Source organism: Shinella sp. JR1-6 (assembly GCF_004284735.1).
In the GTDB taxonomy this organism is placed as follows: Bacteria; Pseudomonadota; Alphaproteobacteria; order Rhizobiales; family Rhizobiaceae; genus Shinella.
This window is the reverse complement of sequence record NZ_SHMI01000051.1, coordinates 1-18,078: the sequence shown is the minus strand read 5'-3', so window position 1 is coordinate 18,078 and position 18,078 is coordinate 1. Positions and strand designations below refer to the sequence as shown.

Genomic DNA, 18,078 nt, shown 5'->3' with positions numbered 1-18,078 from the left:
AGAAAAGCTGCGCTTCGCAATCCGCGAAGGCGGCCGTACCGTCGGCGCCGGCATCGTTGCCTCGATCGTCGAGTAAGCTTCGGGTCTGAGACCTGATGAGAGCCCCGCGGGAAACCGCGGGGCTTTTTGTTTGTGTCGTATGAGTGGGCGGATTTAACCATCTCCCCGCAGGCGGGGAGATGGGACGTGGCCCGCGAACGCTCCCTGGTTGGGGAAGCCGGCGCGGCCTGTGTCCTTCGCCCCGTTTGCGGGGAGAAGGTGGCCGGCAGGCCGGATGAGGGGCCTGTACTCCTCTCACCGGGATAAGCACTGATTTGTTGTAAAAAATGCATTTTTCGGGCTTGCCAAGTCGGCCCCCGCGCCGTAAAGACGCCATGCCTTGCCGGTAACGGGCGGTTCGCTTCGGATGCGGCAGGCGTATAGGGGTATAGCTCAGTTGGTAGAGCGGCGGTCTCCAAAACCGCAGGTCGGGGGTTCGAGCCCCTCTGCCCCTGCCATTCTCGCCGGACAGCGCGGACGACTTGCAGCGACGGGGACGGATGGCGTGACGGTGTTTTCCGTCATAATTCGTTAAAAGTCCGGTTGCCTCTTGTTAAAAAGAGAATCGGGCTTTATGTAGGGCAAAACAGACACGCGGTGCGTGGGGCTGATAGTTCAGCTTTACGTGCCGTAATGGCGTGGACATTCAATGGCATCGAAAACGAATCCGATTGCGTTTCTGCAGCAGGTACGCTCCGAGACGGCGAAAGTGACTTGGCCCTCGCGGCGCGAGACGATGATCTCGACCGTCATGGTTTTTGTCATGGTCTTCCTGGCTGCAGTGTTCTTCTTCGCTGCGGACCAGCTGATGGGCTGGCTGATTGGCCTCGTCCTCAGCGCCAGCGCCTGATTGGTTGGAGATGAACATGGCTTCCCGTTGGTACATCGTCCACGCCTATTCGAATTTCGAGAAGAAGGTCGCTGAGGACATCGAGAACAAGGCGCGTCAGAAGGGCCTTGATCATCTGTTCGAAAAGATTCTCGTGCCGACCGAAAAGGTCGTCGAGGTGCGTCGCGGCCGCAAGGTCGATGCCGAACGCAAGTTCTTCCCCGGCTACGTGCTGGTGCGGGCGAACCTGACGGACGAAGCGTATCACCTCATCAAGAATACGCCGAAGGTCACGGGTTTCCTCGGTTCCGACAACAAGCCGGTTCCGATCCCGGACAGTGAGGCCGAGCGCATCCTGTCGCAGGTCCAAGACGGTGTGGATCGTCCCAAGCCTTCGGTCTCGTTCGAGATCGGCGAGCAGGTCCGCGTTTCCGACGGCCCGTTCGCCTCGTTCAACGGCACCGTGCAGGATGTCGACGAGGAGCGGTCGCGCCTCAAGGTGGAAGTGTCGATCTTCGGCCGCGCCACCCCGGTCGAGCTGGAATACGCCCAGGTCGAGAAAATCTGATTTTGGCGGGCGCTTCCGGGCGCCGCCCATTTGAAATCCAATTCTCTCACGAGGATTGGTGGCGGAAGTTTCCGCCAACCGCGTGGAAGGGAAGGCGGCCTTTAGCCGGGCGCCCGGACCGCACCACGCAACCGCAGCCGCCGATCTTGCGATCGGCATCACGGGCCGGGCAACCGGCCGCATTCTGAAAGGCAGAGAAAATGGCTAAGAAAGTTGCAGGCCAGCTCAAGCTTCAGGTCAAGGCAGGATCGGCAAACCCGTCCCCGCCGATCGGCCCGGCGCTTGGTCAGCGTGGCATTAACATCATGGAATTCTGCAAGTCGTTCAACGCAGCGACGCAGGAAATGGAAAAGGGTATGCCGATCCCGGTCGTCATCACCTATTACCAGGACAAGTCCTTCACGTTCGTGATGAAGCAGCCGCCGGTGACCTACTTCCTCAAGAAGGAAGCCAAGATCACCTCGGGCTCGAAGACCCCGGGCAAGGGCGCGACGGTCGGCAAGCTCACCAAGGCTCAGATCAAGTCGATCGCCGAAGCCAAGATGAAGGATCTCAACGCCGCCGATATCGAAGGCGCGATGGCAATGGTCGAGGGTTCTGCCCGCGCCATGGGCCTGGAAGTGGTAGGTTAAGACCATGGCCAAGATTGCAAAGCGTCTCCAGAAGATCCGTGAAGGCATCGACCCGACCAAGCTCGTCGCCCTCTCCGACGCCATCGCTCTCGTCAAGGAGCGTGCCGTCGCCAAGTTCGACGAAACCATCGAAGTCGCCATGAACCTCGGCGTCGACCCGCGTCACGCAGACCAGATGGTCCGCGGCGTGGTCAACCTGCCGAACGGCACGGGCCGTGACGTTCGCGTCGCCGTCTTCGCACGTGGCGCCAAGGCTGACGAAGCCAAGGCTGCCGGTGCAGACATCGTCGGCGCCGAAGACCTCGTCGAAATCGTTCAGGGCGGCAAGATCGAATTCGATCGCTGTATCGCGACCCCGGACATGATGCCGCTCGTCGGCCGCCTCGGTAAGGTTCTCGGCCCGCGCGGCATGATGCCGAACCCGAAGGTCGGCACCGTCACCATGGACGTTGCAGGCGCCGTCAAGGCATCCAAGGGCGGTGCAGTCGAGTTCCGCGTCGAGAAGGCTGGTATCATCCATGCCGGTATCGGCAAGGCCTCCTTCGACGCCAAGGCTCTTGAAGAAAACATCAAGGCTTTCGCCGACGCGGTCATCAAGGCCAAGCCGACGGGTGCCAAGGGTAACTACGTCAAGCGCGTCGCCATCTCTTCGACGATGGGCCCGGGTGTCAAGATCGACCCGTCGACGGTTGCCTGATCTAGGCGTTTAATTCACGGCTCGGCTCCGGCCGAACCGCAACAGAATTCCCGGCCTTGTCTGGCCGGGGATTTCCGGGGTAACCCGGAACTCCTGTCCGAGATTGCAGGTGGTTATCCCTTAATCACTTTAGCCTGCATGAGACGGGGTGAGACCTGGATTTCTTCCGCGTCGGATGACGCCGAAATTCGGTTCGAACCTACCTTACCTTGTGTCGCGGCCATCCGGTCGAGCGCGGGGGGACAGGATCCTCGAGCGTCGCTCGGGATCCCTTTTGAAGCGGATCCCTGGCGGCAAAGGTAAACCCGGCAGGTCCCGTGAGAAGTCACGGTCCTGTCAACTGGAGATAGGCACAGTGGAAAGAGCGGAAAAACGCGAATTCGTCACGGAGCTGAACGAAGTCTTCAAGGCTTCCGGTTCGGTTGTCGTGGCCCGCTACGCCGGCATCACCGTCGCACAGATGAACGATCTTCGTACGAAGATGCGTGCGGCCGGTGGCACCGTCAAGGTCGCGAAGAACCGCCTGGCCAAAATTGCCCTTCAGGGTACGGAGTCGGAAGGGATGTCTGATCTCTTCCAGGGTCAGACGCTCATTGCTTACGCAAATGATCCGATGATTGCTCCCAAGGTAGCCATGGATTTCGCCAAGACCAACGACAAGCTCGTTGTTCTCGGTGGCGCCATGGGTGCGACCACGCTCGACGCTGAAGCAGTCAAGTCGCTTGCGACCCTGCCTTCGCTCGACGAGCTTCGTGCAAAGCTGCTGGGCCTCATTGCAGCCCCGGCCACGCGCGTCGCTACGGTCGTTGCAGCACCGGCAAGCCAGCTTGCCCGCGTGTTCGCAGCCTACGCCAAGAAGGACGAAGCCGCTTGAGGCGGTTTTTCGCTGTAATCAAACAATACCAGTTCGAACCGAATATAAGGAACTATCACAATGGCTGATCTCGCAAAGATCGTTGAAGACCTCTCTGCTCTGACCGTTCTGGAAGCTGCTGAGCTTTCCAAGCTGCTCGAAGAGAAGTGGGGCGTTTCGGCTGCTGCTCCCGTAGCAGTTGCTGCTGCTGGCGGCGCTGCTGCTGCTGGCCCGGTCGAAGAAGAAAAGACCGAATTCGACGTTATCCTGGTTGACGCTGGCGCCAACAAGATCAACGTCATCAAGGAAGTCCGCGCCATCACCGGCCTGGGCCTCAAGGAAGCCAAGGACCTCGTCGAAGGCGCTCCGAAGCCGGTCAAGGAAGCCGTCTCCAAGGGCGAAGCTGCCGACCTCAAGAAGAAGCTTGAGGAAGCCGGCGCCAAGGTCGACGTCAAGTAATACCGGAATGCGATGGGAGAGGGTTTCGACCCTCTCCCATTGATGATTCCCCTGAACTGATTACCCAAAAGCCGCGAAAACCGGCTTTTGGGTAATGGGTTCTTCAAGAGGATGGTCTTCCACCGAGCGACTGGCAATCCGGCCCGTCAACCGGCAGTGAGACGAGATTGAACCAACCCATTGGTCGACGGGATCGACTGGCCAGCGAACCCCGTCCGTTGCAGGCCCGGATGCAAATTTGAAGGAGCGACGATGGCTCAGACCCTTTCGTTTAACGGTCGTAGGCGCGTACGCAAGTTTTTTGGAAAAATCCCCGAAGTCGCAGTCATGCCGAACCTCATCGAGGTTCAGAAGGCATCCTACGACCAATTTCTGATGGTTGAAGAGCCCGCCGGCGGTCGCCCGGACGAGGGCCTTCAGACCGTTTTCAAGTCGGTCTTCCCGATCACCGACTTCTCCGGCGCTTCCATGCTGGAATTCGTTTCCTACGAATTCGAACAGCCGAAGTTCGACGTCGAGGAATGCCGCCAGCGTGACCTGACCTACGCAGCGCCCCTCAAGGTGACGCTGCGCCTCATCGTGTTCGATATCGACGAGGATACGGGCGCCAAGTCCATCAAGGACATCAAGGAACAGAACGTCTACATGGGCGACATGCCGCTCATGACCGACAACGGCACGTTCATCGTCAACGGCACCGAGCGCGTCATCGTCTCCCAGATGCACCGTTCGCCGGGCGTGTTCTTCGACCACGACAAGGGCAAGAGCCACTCGTCGGGCAAGCTGCTCTTTGCAGCACGCGTCATTCCCTATCGCGGTTCCTGGCTCGACATCGAGTTCGACGCCAAGGACATCGTGCACGCGCGTATCGACCGCCGCCGCAAGATCCCCGTCACCTCGCTCCTCATGGCGCTCGGCATGGACGGCGAAGAGATCCTGTCGACCTTCTACACGAAGTCGCTCTACCAGCGCGACGGCGAAGGCTGGCGCGTACCCTTCAATCCGGACGCGCTGAAAGGCCAGAAGGCCGTCTCGGACATGGTGGATGCCGACACCGGCGAGGTCGTGGTGGAGATCGGCAAGAAGCTGACGCCGCGCCTCCTCAAGCAGCTGTCCGAAAAGGGCCTGAAGGCCCTCAAGGCGACCGACGATGAGCTCTACGGCAACTACCTCGCCGAAGACGTCGTCAACTATTCGACGGGTGAGATCTATCTCGAAGCCGGCGACGAAATCGACGAGAAGACCCTGCCGATCATCCTGGCAGCCGGCTTCGACGAGATCCCGGTCCTCGACATCGACCACATCAATGTCGGTGCCTACATCCGCTCGACGCTTGCCGCAGACAAGAACGAGAACCGCCAGGACGCGCTGTTCGACATCTACCGCGTCATGCGTCCGGGCGAGCCGCCGACCATGGATTCGGCCGAAGCCATGTTCAACACGCTGTTCTTCGATGCGGAGCGTTACGACCTCTCCGCCGTCGGCCGCGTGAAGATGAACATGCGCCTCGACCTCGACGTCGCCGATACGGTCCGCACGCTGCGCAAGGACGATATCCTTGCCGTCGTGAAGATGCTGGTCGAACTGCGCGACGGCAAGGGCGAGATCGACGACATCGACAACCTCGGCAACCGTCGTGTGCGTTCGGTCGGCGAGCTGATGGAAAACCAGTACCGCCTCGGCCTCCTGCGCATGGAGCGTGCGATCAAGGAACGCATGTCCTCGATCGAGATCGACACGGTCATGCCGCAGGACCTGATCAACGCGAAGCCGGCGGCTGCCGCGGTTCGTGAATTCTTCGGTTCCTCGCAGCTCTCGCAGTTCATGGACCAGGTGAACCCGCTGTCGGAAATCACCCACAAGCGCCGCCTTTCGGCTCTTGGCCCGGGTGGTCTGACCCGCGAGCGCGCCGGCTTCGAAGTCCGCGACGTTCACCCGACGCACTACGGCCGTATCTGCCCGATCGAGACGCCGGAAGGCCCGAACATCGGTCTGATCAACTCGCTCGCCACCTTCGCCCGCGTCAACAAGTACGGCTTCATCGAGAGCCCGTACCGCAAGATCGTCGACGGCAAGGTCACGAGCGACGTGGTCTACCTTTCCGCCATGGAAGAGGCCAAGTACCACGTCGCCCAGGCCAACTCGGTGCTCGAAGCCGACAACTCGTTTGCTGAAGAGTTCGTCGTCTGCCGCCACGCCGGCGAAGTCATGCTCGCCCCGCGCGACCAGATCAACCTGATGGACGTTTCGCCGAAGCAGCTCGTTTCGGTCGCGGCCGCGCTCATTCCGTTCCTCGAGAACGACGACGCGAACCGCGCGCTCATGGGTTCGAACATGCAGCGTCAGGCCGTGCCGCTTCTGCGTGCCGAAGCCCCGTTCGTCGGCACCGGCATGGAGCCGGTCGTCGCCCGTGACTCGGGCGCTGCCATCGCGGCCCGCCGCGGCGGTGTCGTCGACCAGGTCGACGCGACCCGTATCGTTATCCGCGCCACCGAAGACCTCGATCCGTCGAAGTCGGGCGTCGATATCTACCGGCTGCAGAAGTTCCAGCGTTCCAACCAGAACACCTGCGTCAACCAGCGCCCGCTGGTCACCGTCGGCGACGTTCTGAACAAGGGCGACATCATCGCGGACGGTCCGTCGACCGACCTCGGCGACCTCGCGCTCGGCCGCAACGCGCTCGTCGCGTTCATGCCGTGGAACGGCTACAACTACGAAGACTCGATCCTGATGTCCGAACGCATCGTCTCTGAAGATGTGTTCACCTCGATTCATATCGAGGAATTCGAAGTCATGGCTCGCGACACGAAGCTCGGCCCGGAAGAAATCACGCGCGACATTCCGAACGTTTCGGAAGAAGCGCTGAAGAACCTCGACGAAGCTGGTATCGTCTATATCGGTGCTGAGGTTCAGCCGGGCGACATCCTGGTCGGCAAGATCACCCCGAAGGGCGAAAGCCCGATGACGCCGGAAGAAAAGCTCCTGCGCGCCATCTTCGGTGAAAAGGCCTCCGACGTTCGCGACACCTCCATGCGCATGCCGCCCGGCACCTTCGGTACGGTCGTCGAAGTTCGCGTCTTCAACCGCCATGGCGTGGAGAAGGACGAACGTGCGATGGCGATCGAGCGCGAAGAGATCGAGCGTCTCGCCAAGGACCGTGACGACGAGCAGGCGATCCTCGACCGCAACGTCTACGGCCGTCTGGTCGACATGCTGCGCGGCCACGTCGCCGTTGCCGGCCCGAAGTCCTTCAAGAAGGGCACAGAGCTGTCGAACGCCGTCGTCTCCGAATATCCCCGCTCGCAGTGGTGGATGTTCGCCGTCGAGGACGAGAAAGTCCAGGGCGAAATCGAAGCACTCCGTGGCCAGTACGACGAATCCAAGTCGCGCCTTGAACAGCGCTTCATGGACAAGGTCGAAAAGGTCCAGCGCGGCGACGAAATGCCCCCGGGCGTCATGAAGATGGTCAAGGTCTTCGTCGCTGTGAAGCGCAAGATCCAGCCGGGCGACAAGATGGCCGGCCGTCACGGCAACAAGGGCGTCGTCTCGCGCATCCTGCCGATCGAGGACATGCCGTTCCTCGAAGACGGTACGCATGTCGACATCTGCTTGAACCCGCTGGGCGTGCCCTCGCGCATGAACGTCGGCCAGATCCTCGAAACCCACCTTGCCTGGGCTTGCGCCGGCATGGGCAAGAAGATCGGCGACCTGCTCGATGAGTACCGCAAGACCATGGACATCTCCGACCTGAAGCGCGAGCTGACGGAAGTCTATGAGAGCGAAGCCAAGGATGAAGTCGCGCACTTCAACGACGAAGCCCTGGTCAAGCTGGCCGAGCAGTCCCGCAAGGGCGTCTCGATCGCAACGCCGGTCTTCGACGGTGCGCATGAGCCCGACGTTGCCAGCATGCTGGAACGCGCAGGCCTCAACTCCTCGGGCCAGTCGGTTCTCTACGACGGCCGTACGGGTGAGGCTTTCGACCGCAAGGTCACGGTCGGCTACATGTACATGATCAAGCTGAACCACCTTGTCGACGACAAGATCCACGCGCGCTCGATCGGTCCGTACTCGCTCGTTACCCAGCAGCCGCTGGGCGGCAAGGCGCAGTTCGGCGGCCAGCGCTTCGGGGAAATGGAAGTCTGGGCGCTCGAAGCCTACGGCGCCGCCTACACGCTGCAGGAAATGCTGACCGTGAAGTCGGACGACGTGGCAGGCCGCACCAAGGTGTACGAGGCGATCGTGCGTGGCGACGACACGTTCGAGGCGGGCATTCCGGAGAGCTTCAACGTTCTCGTCAAGGAAATGCGCTCGCTCGGCCTGTCGGTCGAACTCGAGAACTCCAAGGTCGATCCGAACGCGGAAGCTGGCCAGCTTCCCGACGCGGCGGAATAAGCCTGACAAGGTGCGCGCCGGAAAGGCGCGCACCGCTCCCGCTCCCGCCGGAAGGCGAGGGGCGGCTCATCCGTTTCAGGCAGTCGTGCGGCACCCGGGTATCGCCGCATTTGACTGCTAAGCAGAGGGCCACTGGCCCACGAAGGAGATAGGCATGAACCAAGAGGTCATGAACCTTTTCAACCCGCAGGTGCCTGCGCAGACGTTCGACTCCATCCGTATCTCGATCGCGTCGCCGGAAAAGATCCTGTCGTGGTCGTACGGCGAGATCAAGAAGCCGGAAACCATCAACTACCGCACGTTCAAGCCGGAACGCGACGGTCTGTTCTGCGCGCGCATCTTCGGGCCGATCAAGGATTACGAGTGCCTGTGCGGCAAGTACAAGCGCATGAAGTACAAGGGCATCATCTGCGAAAAGTGCGGCGTCGAAGTCACGCTGTCGCGCGTTCGCCGCGAGCGCATGGGCCATATCGAGCTCGCTGCGCCCGTTGCCCACATCTGGTTCCTGAAGTCGCTGCCGTCGCGCATCGCGACGCTCCTCGACATGACGCTGAAGGATGTCGAGCGCGTTCTCTATTTCGAGAACTACATCGTGACGGAGCCGGGCCTCACCGCGCTCAAGGAAAACCAGCTTCTTTCCGAAGAAGAATACATGATCGCCGTCGATGAATATGGTGAAGACCAGTTCACGGCGATGATCGGCGCCGAGGCCATCTACGAGATGCTCGCCTCGATGAACCTCGAAAAGATCGCCGGCGATCTGCGTCAGGATCTGGCCGACACCACGTCGGACCTGAAGCAGAAGAAGCTGATGAAGCGCCTGAAGATCGTCGAGAACTTCATGGAATCCGGCAACCGCCCGGAATGGATGATCATGAAGGTCGTTCCGGTGATCCCGCCGGACCTGCGTCCGCTCGTCCCGCTGGACGGCGGTCGTTTCGCGACGTCGGACCTCAACGATCTCTACCGCCGCGTCATCAACCGCAACAACCGTCTGAAGCGCCTCATCGAGCTGCGTGCACCGGGCATCATCATCCGTAACGAGAAGCGCATGCTTCAGGAATCGGTTGACGCCCTGTTCGACAACGGCCGCCGCGGCCGCGTCATCACCGGCGCCAACAAGCGTCCGCTGAAGTCGCTGTCCGACATGCTCAAGGGCAAGCAGGGTCGCTTCCGCCAAAACCTGCTCGGCAAGCGCGTCGATTATTCCGGCCGTTCGGTCATCGTGACGGGTCCGGAACTCAAGCTGCACCAGTGCGGCCTGCCGAAGAAGATGGCGCTCGAACTGTTCAAGCCGTTTATCTACGCCCGCCTCGACGCCAAGGGTTTCTCCTCGACCGTCAAGCAGGCCAAGAAGCTGGTTGAAAAGGAAAAGCCCGAGGTCTGGGATATCCTCGACGAGGTCATCCGCGAACATCCGGTTCTCCTGAACCGCGCACCGACGCTGCACCGCCTGGGCATCCAGGCCTTCGAACCGATCCTGGTCGAAGGCAAGGCCATCCAGCTGCATCCGCTCGTCTGCACGGCCTTCAACGCCGACTTCGACGGCGACCAGATGGCCGTTCACGTTCCGCTTTCGCTGGAAGCCCAGCTGGAAGCGCGCGTGCTGATGATGTCGACGAACAACATCCTGCATCCGGCGAACGGCGCACCGATCATCGTTCCGTCGCAGGACATGGTTCTCGGCCTCTACTATCTGGCGATCATGAACCAGAACGAGCCGGGCGAGGGCATGGCCTTCTCCGACATGGGCGAACTGCACCATGCGCTCGAGAACAAGGTCGTCACCCTGCACGCCAAGATCCGTGGCCGCTTCAAGACCATGGATGCCGACGGCAAGCTGGTCTCGAAGATCTATGAGACGACGCCCGGCCGCATGATCATCGGCGAACTTCTGCCGAAGAACGTCAACGTGCCGTTCGAGACCTGCAACCAGGAAATGACCAAGAAGAACATCTCCAAGATGATCGACACGGTCTACCGTCACTGCGGTCAGAAGGACACGGTCATCTTCTGCGACCGCATCATGCAGCTCGGCTTTGCCCATGCCTGCCGCGCCGGCATTTCGTTCGGCAAGGACGACATGATCATTCCGGAAACCAAGGCGAAGATCGTCGGTGATACCGAAAACCTCGTCAAGGAATACGAGCAGCAGTACAATGACGGCCTGATCACCCAGGGCGAAAAGTACAACAAGGTCGTCGATGCCTGGGGCAAGGCCACCGAAAAGGTTGCCGAGGACATGATGGCCCGAATCAAGGCTGTCGAGTTCGACCCGGAAACCGGTCGCCAGAAGCCGATGAACGCGATCTACATGATGTCCCACTCGGGCGCCCGTGGTTCTCCGAACCAGATGCGCCAGCTGGGCGGCATGCGCGGCCTCATGGCCAAGCCGTCGGGCGAGATCATCGAAACGCCGATCATCTCGAACTTCAAGGAAGGCCTGACCGTGAACGAGTACTTCAACTCGACGCACGGCGCCCGCAAGGGTCTGGCAGACACCGCACTGAAGACCGCGAACTCCGGTTACCTGACCCGTCGTCTCGTCGACGTCGCGCAGGACTGCATCGTCACGCATGTTGATTGCGGCACCGAAACCGGCCTCACCATGACCGCCATCGTCGATGCCGGTCAGGTCGTGGCGTCGATCGGCACCCGCGTGCTCGGCCGTACCGCGCTCGACGATATCGACCATCCGGTCACCGGCGCGCGCATTGTCGATGCCGGCAAGATGATCCTCGAGCCCGACGTTGTCGAGATCGAGAAGGCCGGTATCCAGTCGATCCGCATCCGTTCGGCACTGACCTGCGAAATCCAGACCGGGGTCTGCGGCGTCTGCTACGGTCGCGACCTTGCACGAGGCACGCCCGTCAACATGGGCGAAGCCGTGGGCGTCATCGCGGCACAGTCGATCGGCGAGCCGGGCACCCAGCTCACCATGCGTACCTTCCACCTTGGCGGCACGGCGACCGTGGTCGACCAGTCGTTCCTGGAAGCATCGTATGAAGGCACGGTGCAGATGAAGAACCGCAACATGCTGCGCAACTCCGACGGTAACCTCGTCGCGATGGGCCGCAACATGGCGGTCACCATTCTCGACGAGCGGGGCGTGGAACGGTCCTCGCAGCGCGTCGCCTACGGTTCGAAGATCTTCGTCGATGATGGCGACAAGGTGAAGCGCGGCCAGCGTCTCGCCGAGTGGGACCCCTACACCCGTCCGATGATGACGGAAGTGGAAGGTACGGTTCACTTCGAAGACGTGGTCGACGGTATCTCGGTTCTGGAAACGACCGACGAATCCACCGGCATCACCAAGCGTTCGGTCATCGACTGGCGTTCGACGCCGCGCGGTACGGACCTGAAGCCGGCCATCGTCATCAAGGACAAGAACGGCGCTGTCGCCAAGCTGTCCCGCGGTGGTGAAGCTCGCTTCATGCTCTCGGTCGACGCTATCCTCTCGGTCGAACCCGGTCAGAAGGTCTCCCAGGGTGACGTTCTTGCCCGCTCGCCGCTGGAAAGCGCCAAGACCAAGGACATCACCGGTGGTCTGCCGCGCGTTGCCGAACTGTTCGAAGCCCGCCGTCCGAAGGACCACGCCGTCATTGCAGAGATCGATGGTACGGTTCGCTTCGGCCGCGACTACAAGAACAAGCGTCGCGTGATGATCGAGCCGGCGGAAGACGGTGTCGAGCCGGTCGAGTACCTGATCCCGAAGGGCAAGCCCTTCCACCTTCAGGACGGCGACTACATCGAAAAGGGTGACTACATCCTCGACGGCAACCCGGCGCCGCACGACATCCTGGCGATCAAGGGCGTGGAAGCACTCGCTTCCTACCTCGTGAACGAAATCCAGGAAGTCTACCGACTGCAGGGCGTTGTGATCAACGACAAGCACATCGAGGTGATCGTTCGCCAGATGCTGCAGAAGGTCGAGATCACGGATGCCGGCGACTCGACCTACATCGTCGGCGACAATGTCGACCGTATCGAGCTGGAAGACGTCAACGACAGCCTGATCGAGGAAGGCAAGAAGCCGGCATACGGCGATCCGGTCCTCCTCGGCATCACCAAGGCGTCGCTGCAGACCCCGTCGTTCATCTCGGCCGCGTCCTTCCAGGAGACCACCAAGGTTCTCACGGAGGCTGCGATCGCCGGCAAGACCGATGGCCTGCAGGGTCTCAAGGAAAACGTCATCGTCGGCCGCCTCATCCCGGCTGGCACGGGCGGCACCATGACCCAGATCCGCCGCATCGCGACGGCCCGCGACGAGATGATCCTCGACGAGCGCCGCAAGTCGACCGGCGCCGGCGTTGCAACCCCGATGCTGGCGGACCTCGCCGGCGGCGAGAATGCAGCGGCCGAGTAATCGCCCACATTTTGACGAATGAAAAAGCCGCCCGGATTAATTCGGGCGGCTTTTTGTTTATGCGCAAGGACAGGGCGGGGCGGCTTGATCTGGCGCAACTGGCCGGATTGGAGCGGTTCTAAAGTCCATTCGTATCCCAACGAATGGAGGTAGCCATGAAAATTCTGCTGGCGACGGTCGCCCTATCGCTCCTTGCGACTGCGGCTCTCGCCGCCGATCCGGTTCCTGCCGATCTGCGCGCGACGGCGCTCGATATCTTCAAGCCCTTGCCGTCCACCTATCCTGCGGTCAGCGACAACCCCATCACGCCGGAGAAGATCGATCTCGGCAAGGCGCTGTTCTTCGATCCGCGCCTGTCGGCCTCGGGCGTCTTCTCCTGCAACTCCTGCCACAACCTGGCGACCGGGGGCGACGACAATCTTGAAACCTCGATCGGCCATGGCTGGCAAAAGGGGCCACGTAACTCGCCGACGGCCCTGAATGCCGTCTTCAACGATGCGCAGTTCTGGGATGGCCGCGCGGAAGACCTTAAGGCGCAGGCCAAGGGACCAATCCAGGCGGGCGTCGAAATGGCGAACACGCCGAACCAGGTCGTCGCGACGCTGAAATCGATGCCGAACTATGTCGAATGGTTCACGACGGCTTTTCCGGGTGAAGCCGATCCGGTGACGTTCGACAATATGGCGAAGGCGATTGAGGCCTTCGAGGCGACCCTGATCACGCCGGCGCCCTTCGACGCCTATCTCAATGGCGACGACGGGGCGATGACGGCGGAAGAGCAGGCGGGGCTGGCGCTCTTCATCGACAAGGGCTGCGCTTCGTGCCACAGCGGCGTCAATCTTGGCGGCAACGGCTACTATCCGTTCGGCCTCATCGAGAAGCCGGGGGCCGAGGTTCTGCCGGAGAACGACAAGGGCCGCTTTGCCGTGACGGCGACGGCGGACGATTCCTACGTCTTCCGCGCTGCGCCGCTGCGCAACGTCACGCTGACGGCGCCGTACTTCCATTCGGGCAAGGTGTGGAACCTGAAGCAGGCGGTTGCGATCATGGGCACCTCGCAGCTCGGCGAGGATCTTGCGGATACCGACGTGGACCGGATTGTCGCCTTCCTCGGCACACTGGAAGGCCGGATGCCCGACGTGGTCTATCCGGTGCTGCCGGCAGAGACGGATGATACGCCTCTGCCGAGCGGCGAAATCAAGTAAGGGAGAGGGCGGTCATCAGGCGAACCGGATGATCGCCACCTCGCCCTCCAGGGCACCCTTGTAGGCGGAGGCATGCGGCTCGTCCTCCGGCACGCCGGTCAGCGTACCGATCTGGTCGAGGTCGGCTTCGAGGAAACCCTCTTCGGAAAGCGCGTTCAGCGCCTCGCGCACGGCGGTGTCGTCGTCTGGCGCACGCAGCATGACATGGATGTCGATGCCCTCGTCGCCCTCGCGCTCATAGGCCTTGCCGATGATGATGAAGACCATCGGATCGTCGAGCGTGTTGTTGTCGTTATCGGCATTGGCCGCCATGGCGGGCTCCTTTCGGGTCTGTGATGCCGGTTCTATAAAGGGTAGGGCGGCAAGGCCCAAATGCAAAATGGGCGGGTGCAGCAAAAGGTGATTCCCGATTCTGTTGGATGTACCCGGTCACGCACCGACTCTCAGGGTTGATTCCATCTTTACGCTTCCTTAATGTTCTCCAGCGATGGCTGGTGAGCCCGGATGCATCCCGAAAGGGGCAGGGGAGGCCGCCGAAAGCCCTGCTTTTCAGGCAGGACAGCCATTCCGCACCGGGATTCTTTCGCCTCGCCCCTTGACCTTTTGCCCTTAAGTCAGTAGACCGCACGCCATCAGAGCCTATGTGAGGCTGGCTGGTTCGGAATGACTCGTTCTGAAGTTCGCCTCAAACAGGGCTCGACGCACGTTGAGAACATGAATGCTGCACGCATGACGCGGTTATATCGCGTCCTCTGCCTATCAAAGGTCATCCGCTCAGGCGGATCGGCCTTTTATTGCGCATGAACACGCGTGTGGCCACCTATCGCCCGCAAGGGTAATGAGACACGATAAGGGATGGGTCTATGCCTACCGTAAACCAGTTGATCCGCAAGCCGCGCCAGGCGTCGGTTAAGCGCAACAAGGTTCCTGCCCTGCAGGAAAACCCCCAGAAGCGCGGCGTTTGCACCCGCGTCTACACGACGACCCCGAAGAAGCCGAACTCGGCTCTGCGTAAGGTCGCCAAGATCCGCCTGACCAATGGCTTCGAAGTCATCGGTTACATCCCGGGCGAAGGTCACAACCTGCAGGAACACTCTGTCGTCATGATCCGTGGCGGCCGCGTGAAGGACTTGCCGGGCGTGCGTTACCACATCATCCGCGGCGTTCTCGACACCCAGGGCGTCAAGAACCGCAAGCAGCGTCGTTCCAAGTACGGCGCGAAGCGTCCGAAGTAATACAGTAACCAGCGCCATTTCGCTGGCCAGATCATTCAAGATTGAGAGACAAAAAGTATGTCCCGTCGCCATAGAGCAGAAAAGCGCGAGATCAACCCGGACCCGAAGTTCGGCGACCTCGTTGTCACCAAGTTCATGAACGCCATCATGCTGGACGGCAAGAAGTCCGTCGCCGAAACGATCGTTTACGGCGCCTTCGATGTCGTTCAGGGCAAGGCAAAGGCCGATCCGCTCGGTGTTTTCCATTCGGCTCTCGACAACGTCGCTCCGCACGTCGAAGTGCGTTCGCGTCGCGTCGGTGGTGCGACCTACCAGGTTCCGGTCGACGTTCGCCCGGAGCGCCGTCAGGCTCTCGCAATCCGTTGGCTGATCGCAGCTGCCCGCAAGCGTAACGAAACGACCATGGTCGAGCGCCTTTCCGGCGAACTCATGGACGCGGCGAACAATCGCGGCAGCGCAGTGAAGAAGCGCGAAGACACGCACAAGATGGCTGACGCCAACCGTGCATTCTCGCACTACCGCTGGTAACCGAAACTAACGTCTCGAAAGGAGTCCGAAATGGCTCGCGAATACAAAATCGAAGACTACCGTAATTTCGGTATCATGGCGCATATCGACGCCGGCAAGACGACGACGACCGAACGCATCCTCTACTACACCGGCAAGTCCCACAAGATCGGCGAAGTCCATGACGGCGCCGCCACCATGGACTGGATGGAGCAGGAACAGGAACGCGGCATCACGATCACGTCGGCTGCCACCACGACCTTCTGGAAGGGCCGTGACGGCAAGACCCGCCGCTTCAACATCATCGACACCCCCGGCCACGTCGACTTCACCATCGAAGTCGAGCGTTCGCTGCGCGTACTCGATGGTGCGATCGCCCTTCTCGATGCCAACGCTGGCGTAGAGCCGCAGACGGAAACCGTCTGGCGTCAGGCTGAGAAGTACAACGTTCCGCGCATGATCTTCTGCAACAAGATGGACAAGACCGGCGCGGACTTCTACCGCTCGGTGTCCATGATCAAGTCGCGTCTCGGTGCGACCGCCGTCGTCATGCAGCTGCCGATCGGCGCTGAAAGCGACTTCAAGGGCGTCATCGACCTCGTCGAGATGAACGCTCTCGTCTGGCGCGACGAATCGCTCGGCGCCCAGTGGGACGTCGTCGAGATCCCGGAAGACATGAAGGCCAAGGCCGAGGAATACCGCGAGAAGCTCATCGAGACCGTCGTCGAGATCGACGAAGCCGCGATGGAAGCCTATCTCGAAGGCAACTACCCGGACAACGACCAGATCCGTGCGCTCGTTCGCCGCGGCACCATCGACGTGAAGTTCCACCCGATGTTCTGCGGTACGGCGTTCAAGAACAAGGGCGTTCAGCCGCTGCTCGACGCCGTCGTCGACTACCTGCCGTCCCCGGCAGATATCCCGGCGATCAAGGGCATCGACGTCAAGACGGAAGCCGAAATCGAGCGTCATGCCGATGACGCCGAGCCGCTTTCCATGCTCGCGTTCAAGATCATGAACGACCCCTTCGTCGGTTCGCTCACCTTCGCCCGCATCTATTCCGGTAAGCTCGAAAAGGGCACGTCGGTCATGAACACGGTCAAGGAAAAGCGCGAGCGCGTCGGCCGTATGCTGCAGATGCACTCCAACTCGCGTGAAGACATCGAAGAAGCCTTTGCTGGCGACATTGTTGCTCTCGCTGGTCTCAAGGATACGACGACGGGCGATACGCTCTGCGATCCGCTGAAGCCGGTTATCCTGGAGCGCATGGAATTCCCCGAGCCGGTCATCCAGATCGCGATCGAGCCGAAGACCAAGAACGACCAGGAAAAGATGGGCCTCGCGCTCAACCGTCTGGCCGCCGAAGACCCGTCCTTCCGCGTCAAGACCGACGAAGAGTCCGGCCAGACGATCATCGCAGGCATGGGCGAACTTCACCTCGACATCATCGTCGACCGCATGCGTCGCGAGTTCAAGGTCGAAGCCAATGTCGGCGCGCCGCAGGTTGCTTACCGTGAGACGATCACGCGCAAGACCGAAAAGGACTACACGCACAAGAAGCAGACCGGTGGTACCGGCCAGTTCGCCCGCGTGAAGCTCGTGTTCGAACCGAACCCGGATGGCGAAGATTTCCTCTTCGAATCCAAGATCGTCGGTGGTGCTGTTCCGAAGGAATACATCCCGGGCGTTCAGAAGGGTATCGAAAGCGTTCTGTCCTCGGGTCCGCTCGCAGGCTTCCCGATGCTCGGCGTCAAGGCGACGCTCATCGACGGCGCCTTCCACGACGTCGACTCCTCGGTCCTCGCCTTCGAAATCGCGTCGCGTGCCTGCTTCCGTGAAGCCTCGCGTGAAGCCGGCGCCCAGCTGCTGGAGCCGATGATGAAGGTCGAAGTCGTGACGCCGGAAGACTATGTCGGCGACGTCATCGGCGACCTGAACTCCCGCCGTGGCCAGATCCAGGGCCAGGAATCGCGCGGCGTCGCCGTCGTGATCTCCGCCAACGTGCCGCTGGCGAACATGTTCAAGTACGTGGACAACCTGCGCTCGATGTCGCAGGGTCGCGCCCAGTACTCGATGGTCTTCGACCACTATGCGCCGGTTCCGTCGAACGTCGCGCAGGAAATCCAGGCAAAGTACTCCGGTCAGAAGTGACCGGGGTACGCCCCCAAAAGCAATTTGTATGAATTTCCCCTTACGGGATCAGGAACGGAGAGCCGGAAATGGCAAAAGGTAAGTTTGAGCGCAACAAGCCTCACGTAAACATCGGCACGATCGGCCACGTTGACCATGGCAAGAC

Annotated in this window: 13 protein-coding genes, 1 tRNA gene and 1 pseudogene; 14 read left to right on the top strand and 1 reads right to left on the bottom strand. The window is 61.1% G+C overall.

Going from position 1 to position 18,078, the window contains the following annotated elements; all coding sequences use genetic code 11:
* The 11 genes and pseudogenes from EXZ48_RS32720 to EXZ48_RS32670 form a co-directional block, all read left to right on the top strand.
* Nucleotides 1–76: pseudogene (locus EXZ48_RS32720) on the top strand (elongation factor Tu); the annotation flags it as partial.
* A gap of 345 nt (nucleotides 77–421) precedes the next feature.
* Nucleotides 422–497: transfer RNA gene (locus tag EXZ48_RS32715), tRNA-Trp, on the top strand.
* 191 nt (nucleotides 498–688) lie between these two features.
* Nucleotides 689–889, top strand: a complete 201-nt coding sequence (secE, locus tag EXZ48_RS32710; protein WP_024270434.1) for a preprotein translocase subunit SecE — start codon at nucleotides 689–691, stop codon at nucleotides 887–889.
* A 16-nt stretch (nucleotides 890–905) separates the two neighbouring features.
* Nucleotides 906–1,436 carry a transcription termination/antitermination protein NusG gene (gene nusG / locus EXZ48_RS32705; RefSeq protein ID WP_023517310.1) on the top strand — a complete coding sequence of 177 codons (531 nt, stop codon included), beginning with the start codon at nucleotides 906–908 and terminating at the stop codon, nucleotides 1,434–1,436.
* Between the two features lie 200 nt (nucleotides 1,437–1,636).
* On the top strand, nucleotides 1,637–2,068 hold the full coding sequence (gene rplK / locus EXZ48_RS32700; RefSeq protein ID WP_023517311.1) for a 50S ribosomal protein L11: 432 nt from the start codon (nucleotides 1,637–1,639) through the stop codon (nucleotides 2,066–2,068).
* A gap of 4 nt (nucleotides 2,069–2,072) precedes the next feature.
* Entirely contained in the window at nucleotides 2,073–2,765 is a 693-nt protein-coding gene (rplA, locus tag EXZ48_RS32695; RefSeq protein WP_023517312.1) for a 50S ribosomal protein L1, read from the top strand.
* Between the two features lie 355 nt (nucleotides 2,766–3,120).
* Complete coding sequence (gene rplJ, locus EXZ48_RS32690; RefSeq protein ID WP_024270435.1) at nucleotides 3,121–3,639, top strand: 50S ribosomal protein L10; 519 nt, start codon at nucleotides 3,121–3,123, stop codon at nucleotides 3,637–3,639.
* Between the two features lie 60 nt (nucleotides 3,640–3,699).
* On the top strand, nucleotides 3,700–4,077 hold the full coding sequence (gene rplL / locus EXZ48_RS32685; protein ID WP_023515199.1) for a 50S ribosomal protein L7/L12: 378 nt from the start codon (nucleotides 3,700–3,702) through the stop codon (nucleotides 4,075–4,077).
* Between the two features lie 252 nt (nucleotides 4,078–4,329).
* Nucleotides 4,330–8,469, top strand: coding sequence for a DNA-directed RNA polymerase subunit beta (gene rpoB / locus EXZ48_RS32680; RefSeq protein WP_024270436.1), 4,140 nt, complete (start codon nucleotides 4,330–4,332; stop codon nucleotides 8,467–8,469).
* Between the two features lie 154 nt (nucleotides 8,470–8,623).
* Nucleotides 8,624–12,835 (top strand): DNA-directed RNA polymerase subunit beta', encoded by a 4,212-nt coding sequence (gene rpoC, locus EXZ48_RS32675; protein WP_050743077.1) that lies wholly within the window; start codon nucleotides 8,624–8,626, stop codon nucleotides 12,833–12,835.
* Between the two features lie 155 nt (nucleotides 12,836–12,990).
* Complete coding sequence (locus tag EXZ48_RS32670) at nucleotides 12,991–14,040, top strand: cytochrome-c peroxidase (protein ID WP_207900577.1); 1,050 nt, start codon at nucleotides 12,991–12,993, stop codon at nucleotides 14,038–14,040.
* 15 nt (nucleotides 14,041–14,055) lie between these two features.
* On the opposite strand, the gene EXZ48_RS32665 is transcribed toward EXZ48_RS32670, so the two are convergent.
* Nucleotides 14,056–14,352 (bottom strand): hypothetical protein, encoded by a 297-nt coding sequence (locus EXZ48_RS32665; protein WP_023514254.1) that lies wholly within the window; start codon nucleotides 14,350–14,352, stop codon nucleotides 14,056–14,058.
* Between the two features lie 551 nt (nucleotides 14,353–14,903).
* Here EXZ48_RS32665 and rpsL point away from each other — a divergent pair.
* The 3 genes from rpsL to fusA are packed head-to-tail and all read left to right on the top strand — an operon-like array spanning nucleotide 14,904 to nucleotide 17,933.
* Nucleotides 14,904–15,275, top strand: coding sequence for a 30S ribosomal protein S12 (gene rpsL / locus EXZ48_RS32660; protein ID WP_022719193.1), 372 nt, complete (start codon nucleotides 14,904–14,906; stop codon nucleotides 15,273–15,275).
* Between the two features lie 57 nt (nucleotides 15,276–15,332).
* A complete protein-coding gene (rpsG, locus tag EXZ48_RS32655; protein WP_023516514.1) occupies nucleotides 15,333–15,803 on the top strand; it encodes a 30S ribosomal protein S7 in 471 nt (156 codons plus the stop codon).
* Nucleotides 15,804–15,833: 30 nt separating this feature from the next.
* The gene (gene fusA / locus EXZ48_RS32650; RefSeq protein WP_050743079.1) at nucleotides 15,834–17,933 is read left to right on the top strand and encodes an elongation factor G; all 2,100 of its coding nucleotides are present in this window, start codon (nucleotides 15,834–15,836) and stop codon (nucleotides 17,931–17,933) included.
* The last annotated feature ends 145 nt before the right edge of the window (nucleotides 17,934–18,078 follow it).

What these genes read in the sequence shown, in the direction of transcription:
- secE (WP_024270434.1), top strand. Translation starts at nt 689, where the DNA reads ATGGCATCGAAAACGAATCCGATTGCGTTTCTGCAGCAGGTACGCTCC.
- nusG (WP_023517310.1), top strand. Translation starts at nt 906, where the DNA reads ATGGCTTCCCGTTGGTACATCGTCCACGCCTATTCGAATTTCGAGAAG.
- rplK (WP_023517311.1), top strand. Translation starts at nt 1,637, where the DNA reads ATGGCTAAGAAAGTTGCAGGCCAGCTCAAGCTTCAGGTCAAGGCAGGA.
- rplA (WP_023517312.1), top strand. Translation starts at nt 2,073, where the DNA reads ATGGCCAAGATTGCAAAGCGTCTCCAGAAGATCCGTGAAGGCATCGAC.
- rplL (WP_023515199.1), top strand. Translation starts at nt 3,700, where the DNA reads ATGGCTGATCTCGCAAAGATCGTTGAAGACCTCTCTGCTCTGACCGTT.
- rpoB (WP_024270436.1), top strand. Translation starts at nt 4,330, where the DNA reads ATGGCTCAGACCCTTTCGTTTAACGGTCGTAGGCGCGTACGCAAGTTT.
- rpoC (WP_050743077.1), top strand. Translation starts at nt 8,624, where the DNA reads ATGAACCAAGAGGTCATGAACCTTTTCAACCCGCAGGTGCCTGCGCAG.
- EXZ48_RS32670 (WP_207900577.1), top strand. Translation starts at nt 12,991, where the DNA reads ATGAAAATTCTGCTGGCGACGGTCGCCCTATCGCTCCTTGCGACTGCG.
- EXZ48_RS32665 (WP_023514254.1), bottom strand. Translation starts at nt 14,352, where the DNA reads ATGGCGGCCAATGCCGATAACGACAACAACACGCTCGACGATCCGATG.
- rpsL (WP_022719193.1), top strand. Translation starts at nt 14,904, where the DNA reads ATGCCTACCGTAAACCAGTTGATCCGCAAGCCGCGCCAGGCGTCGGTT.
- rpsG (WP_023516514.1), top strand. Translation starts at nt 15,333, where the DNA reads ATGTCCCGTCGCCATAGAGCAGAAAAGCGCGAGATCAACCCGGACCCG.
- fusA (WP_050743079.1), top strand. Translation starts at nt 15,834, where the DNA reads ATGGCTCGCGAATACAAAATCGAAGACTACCGTAATTTCGGTATCATG.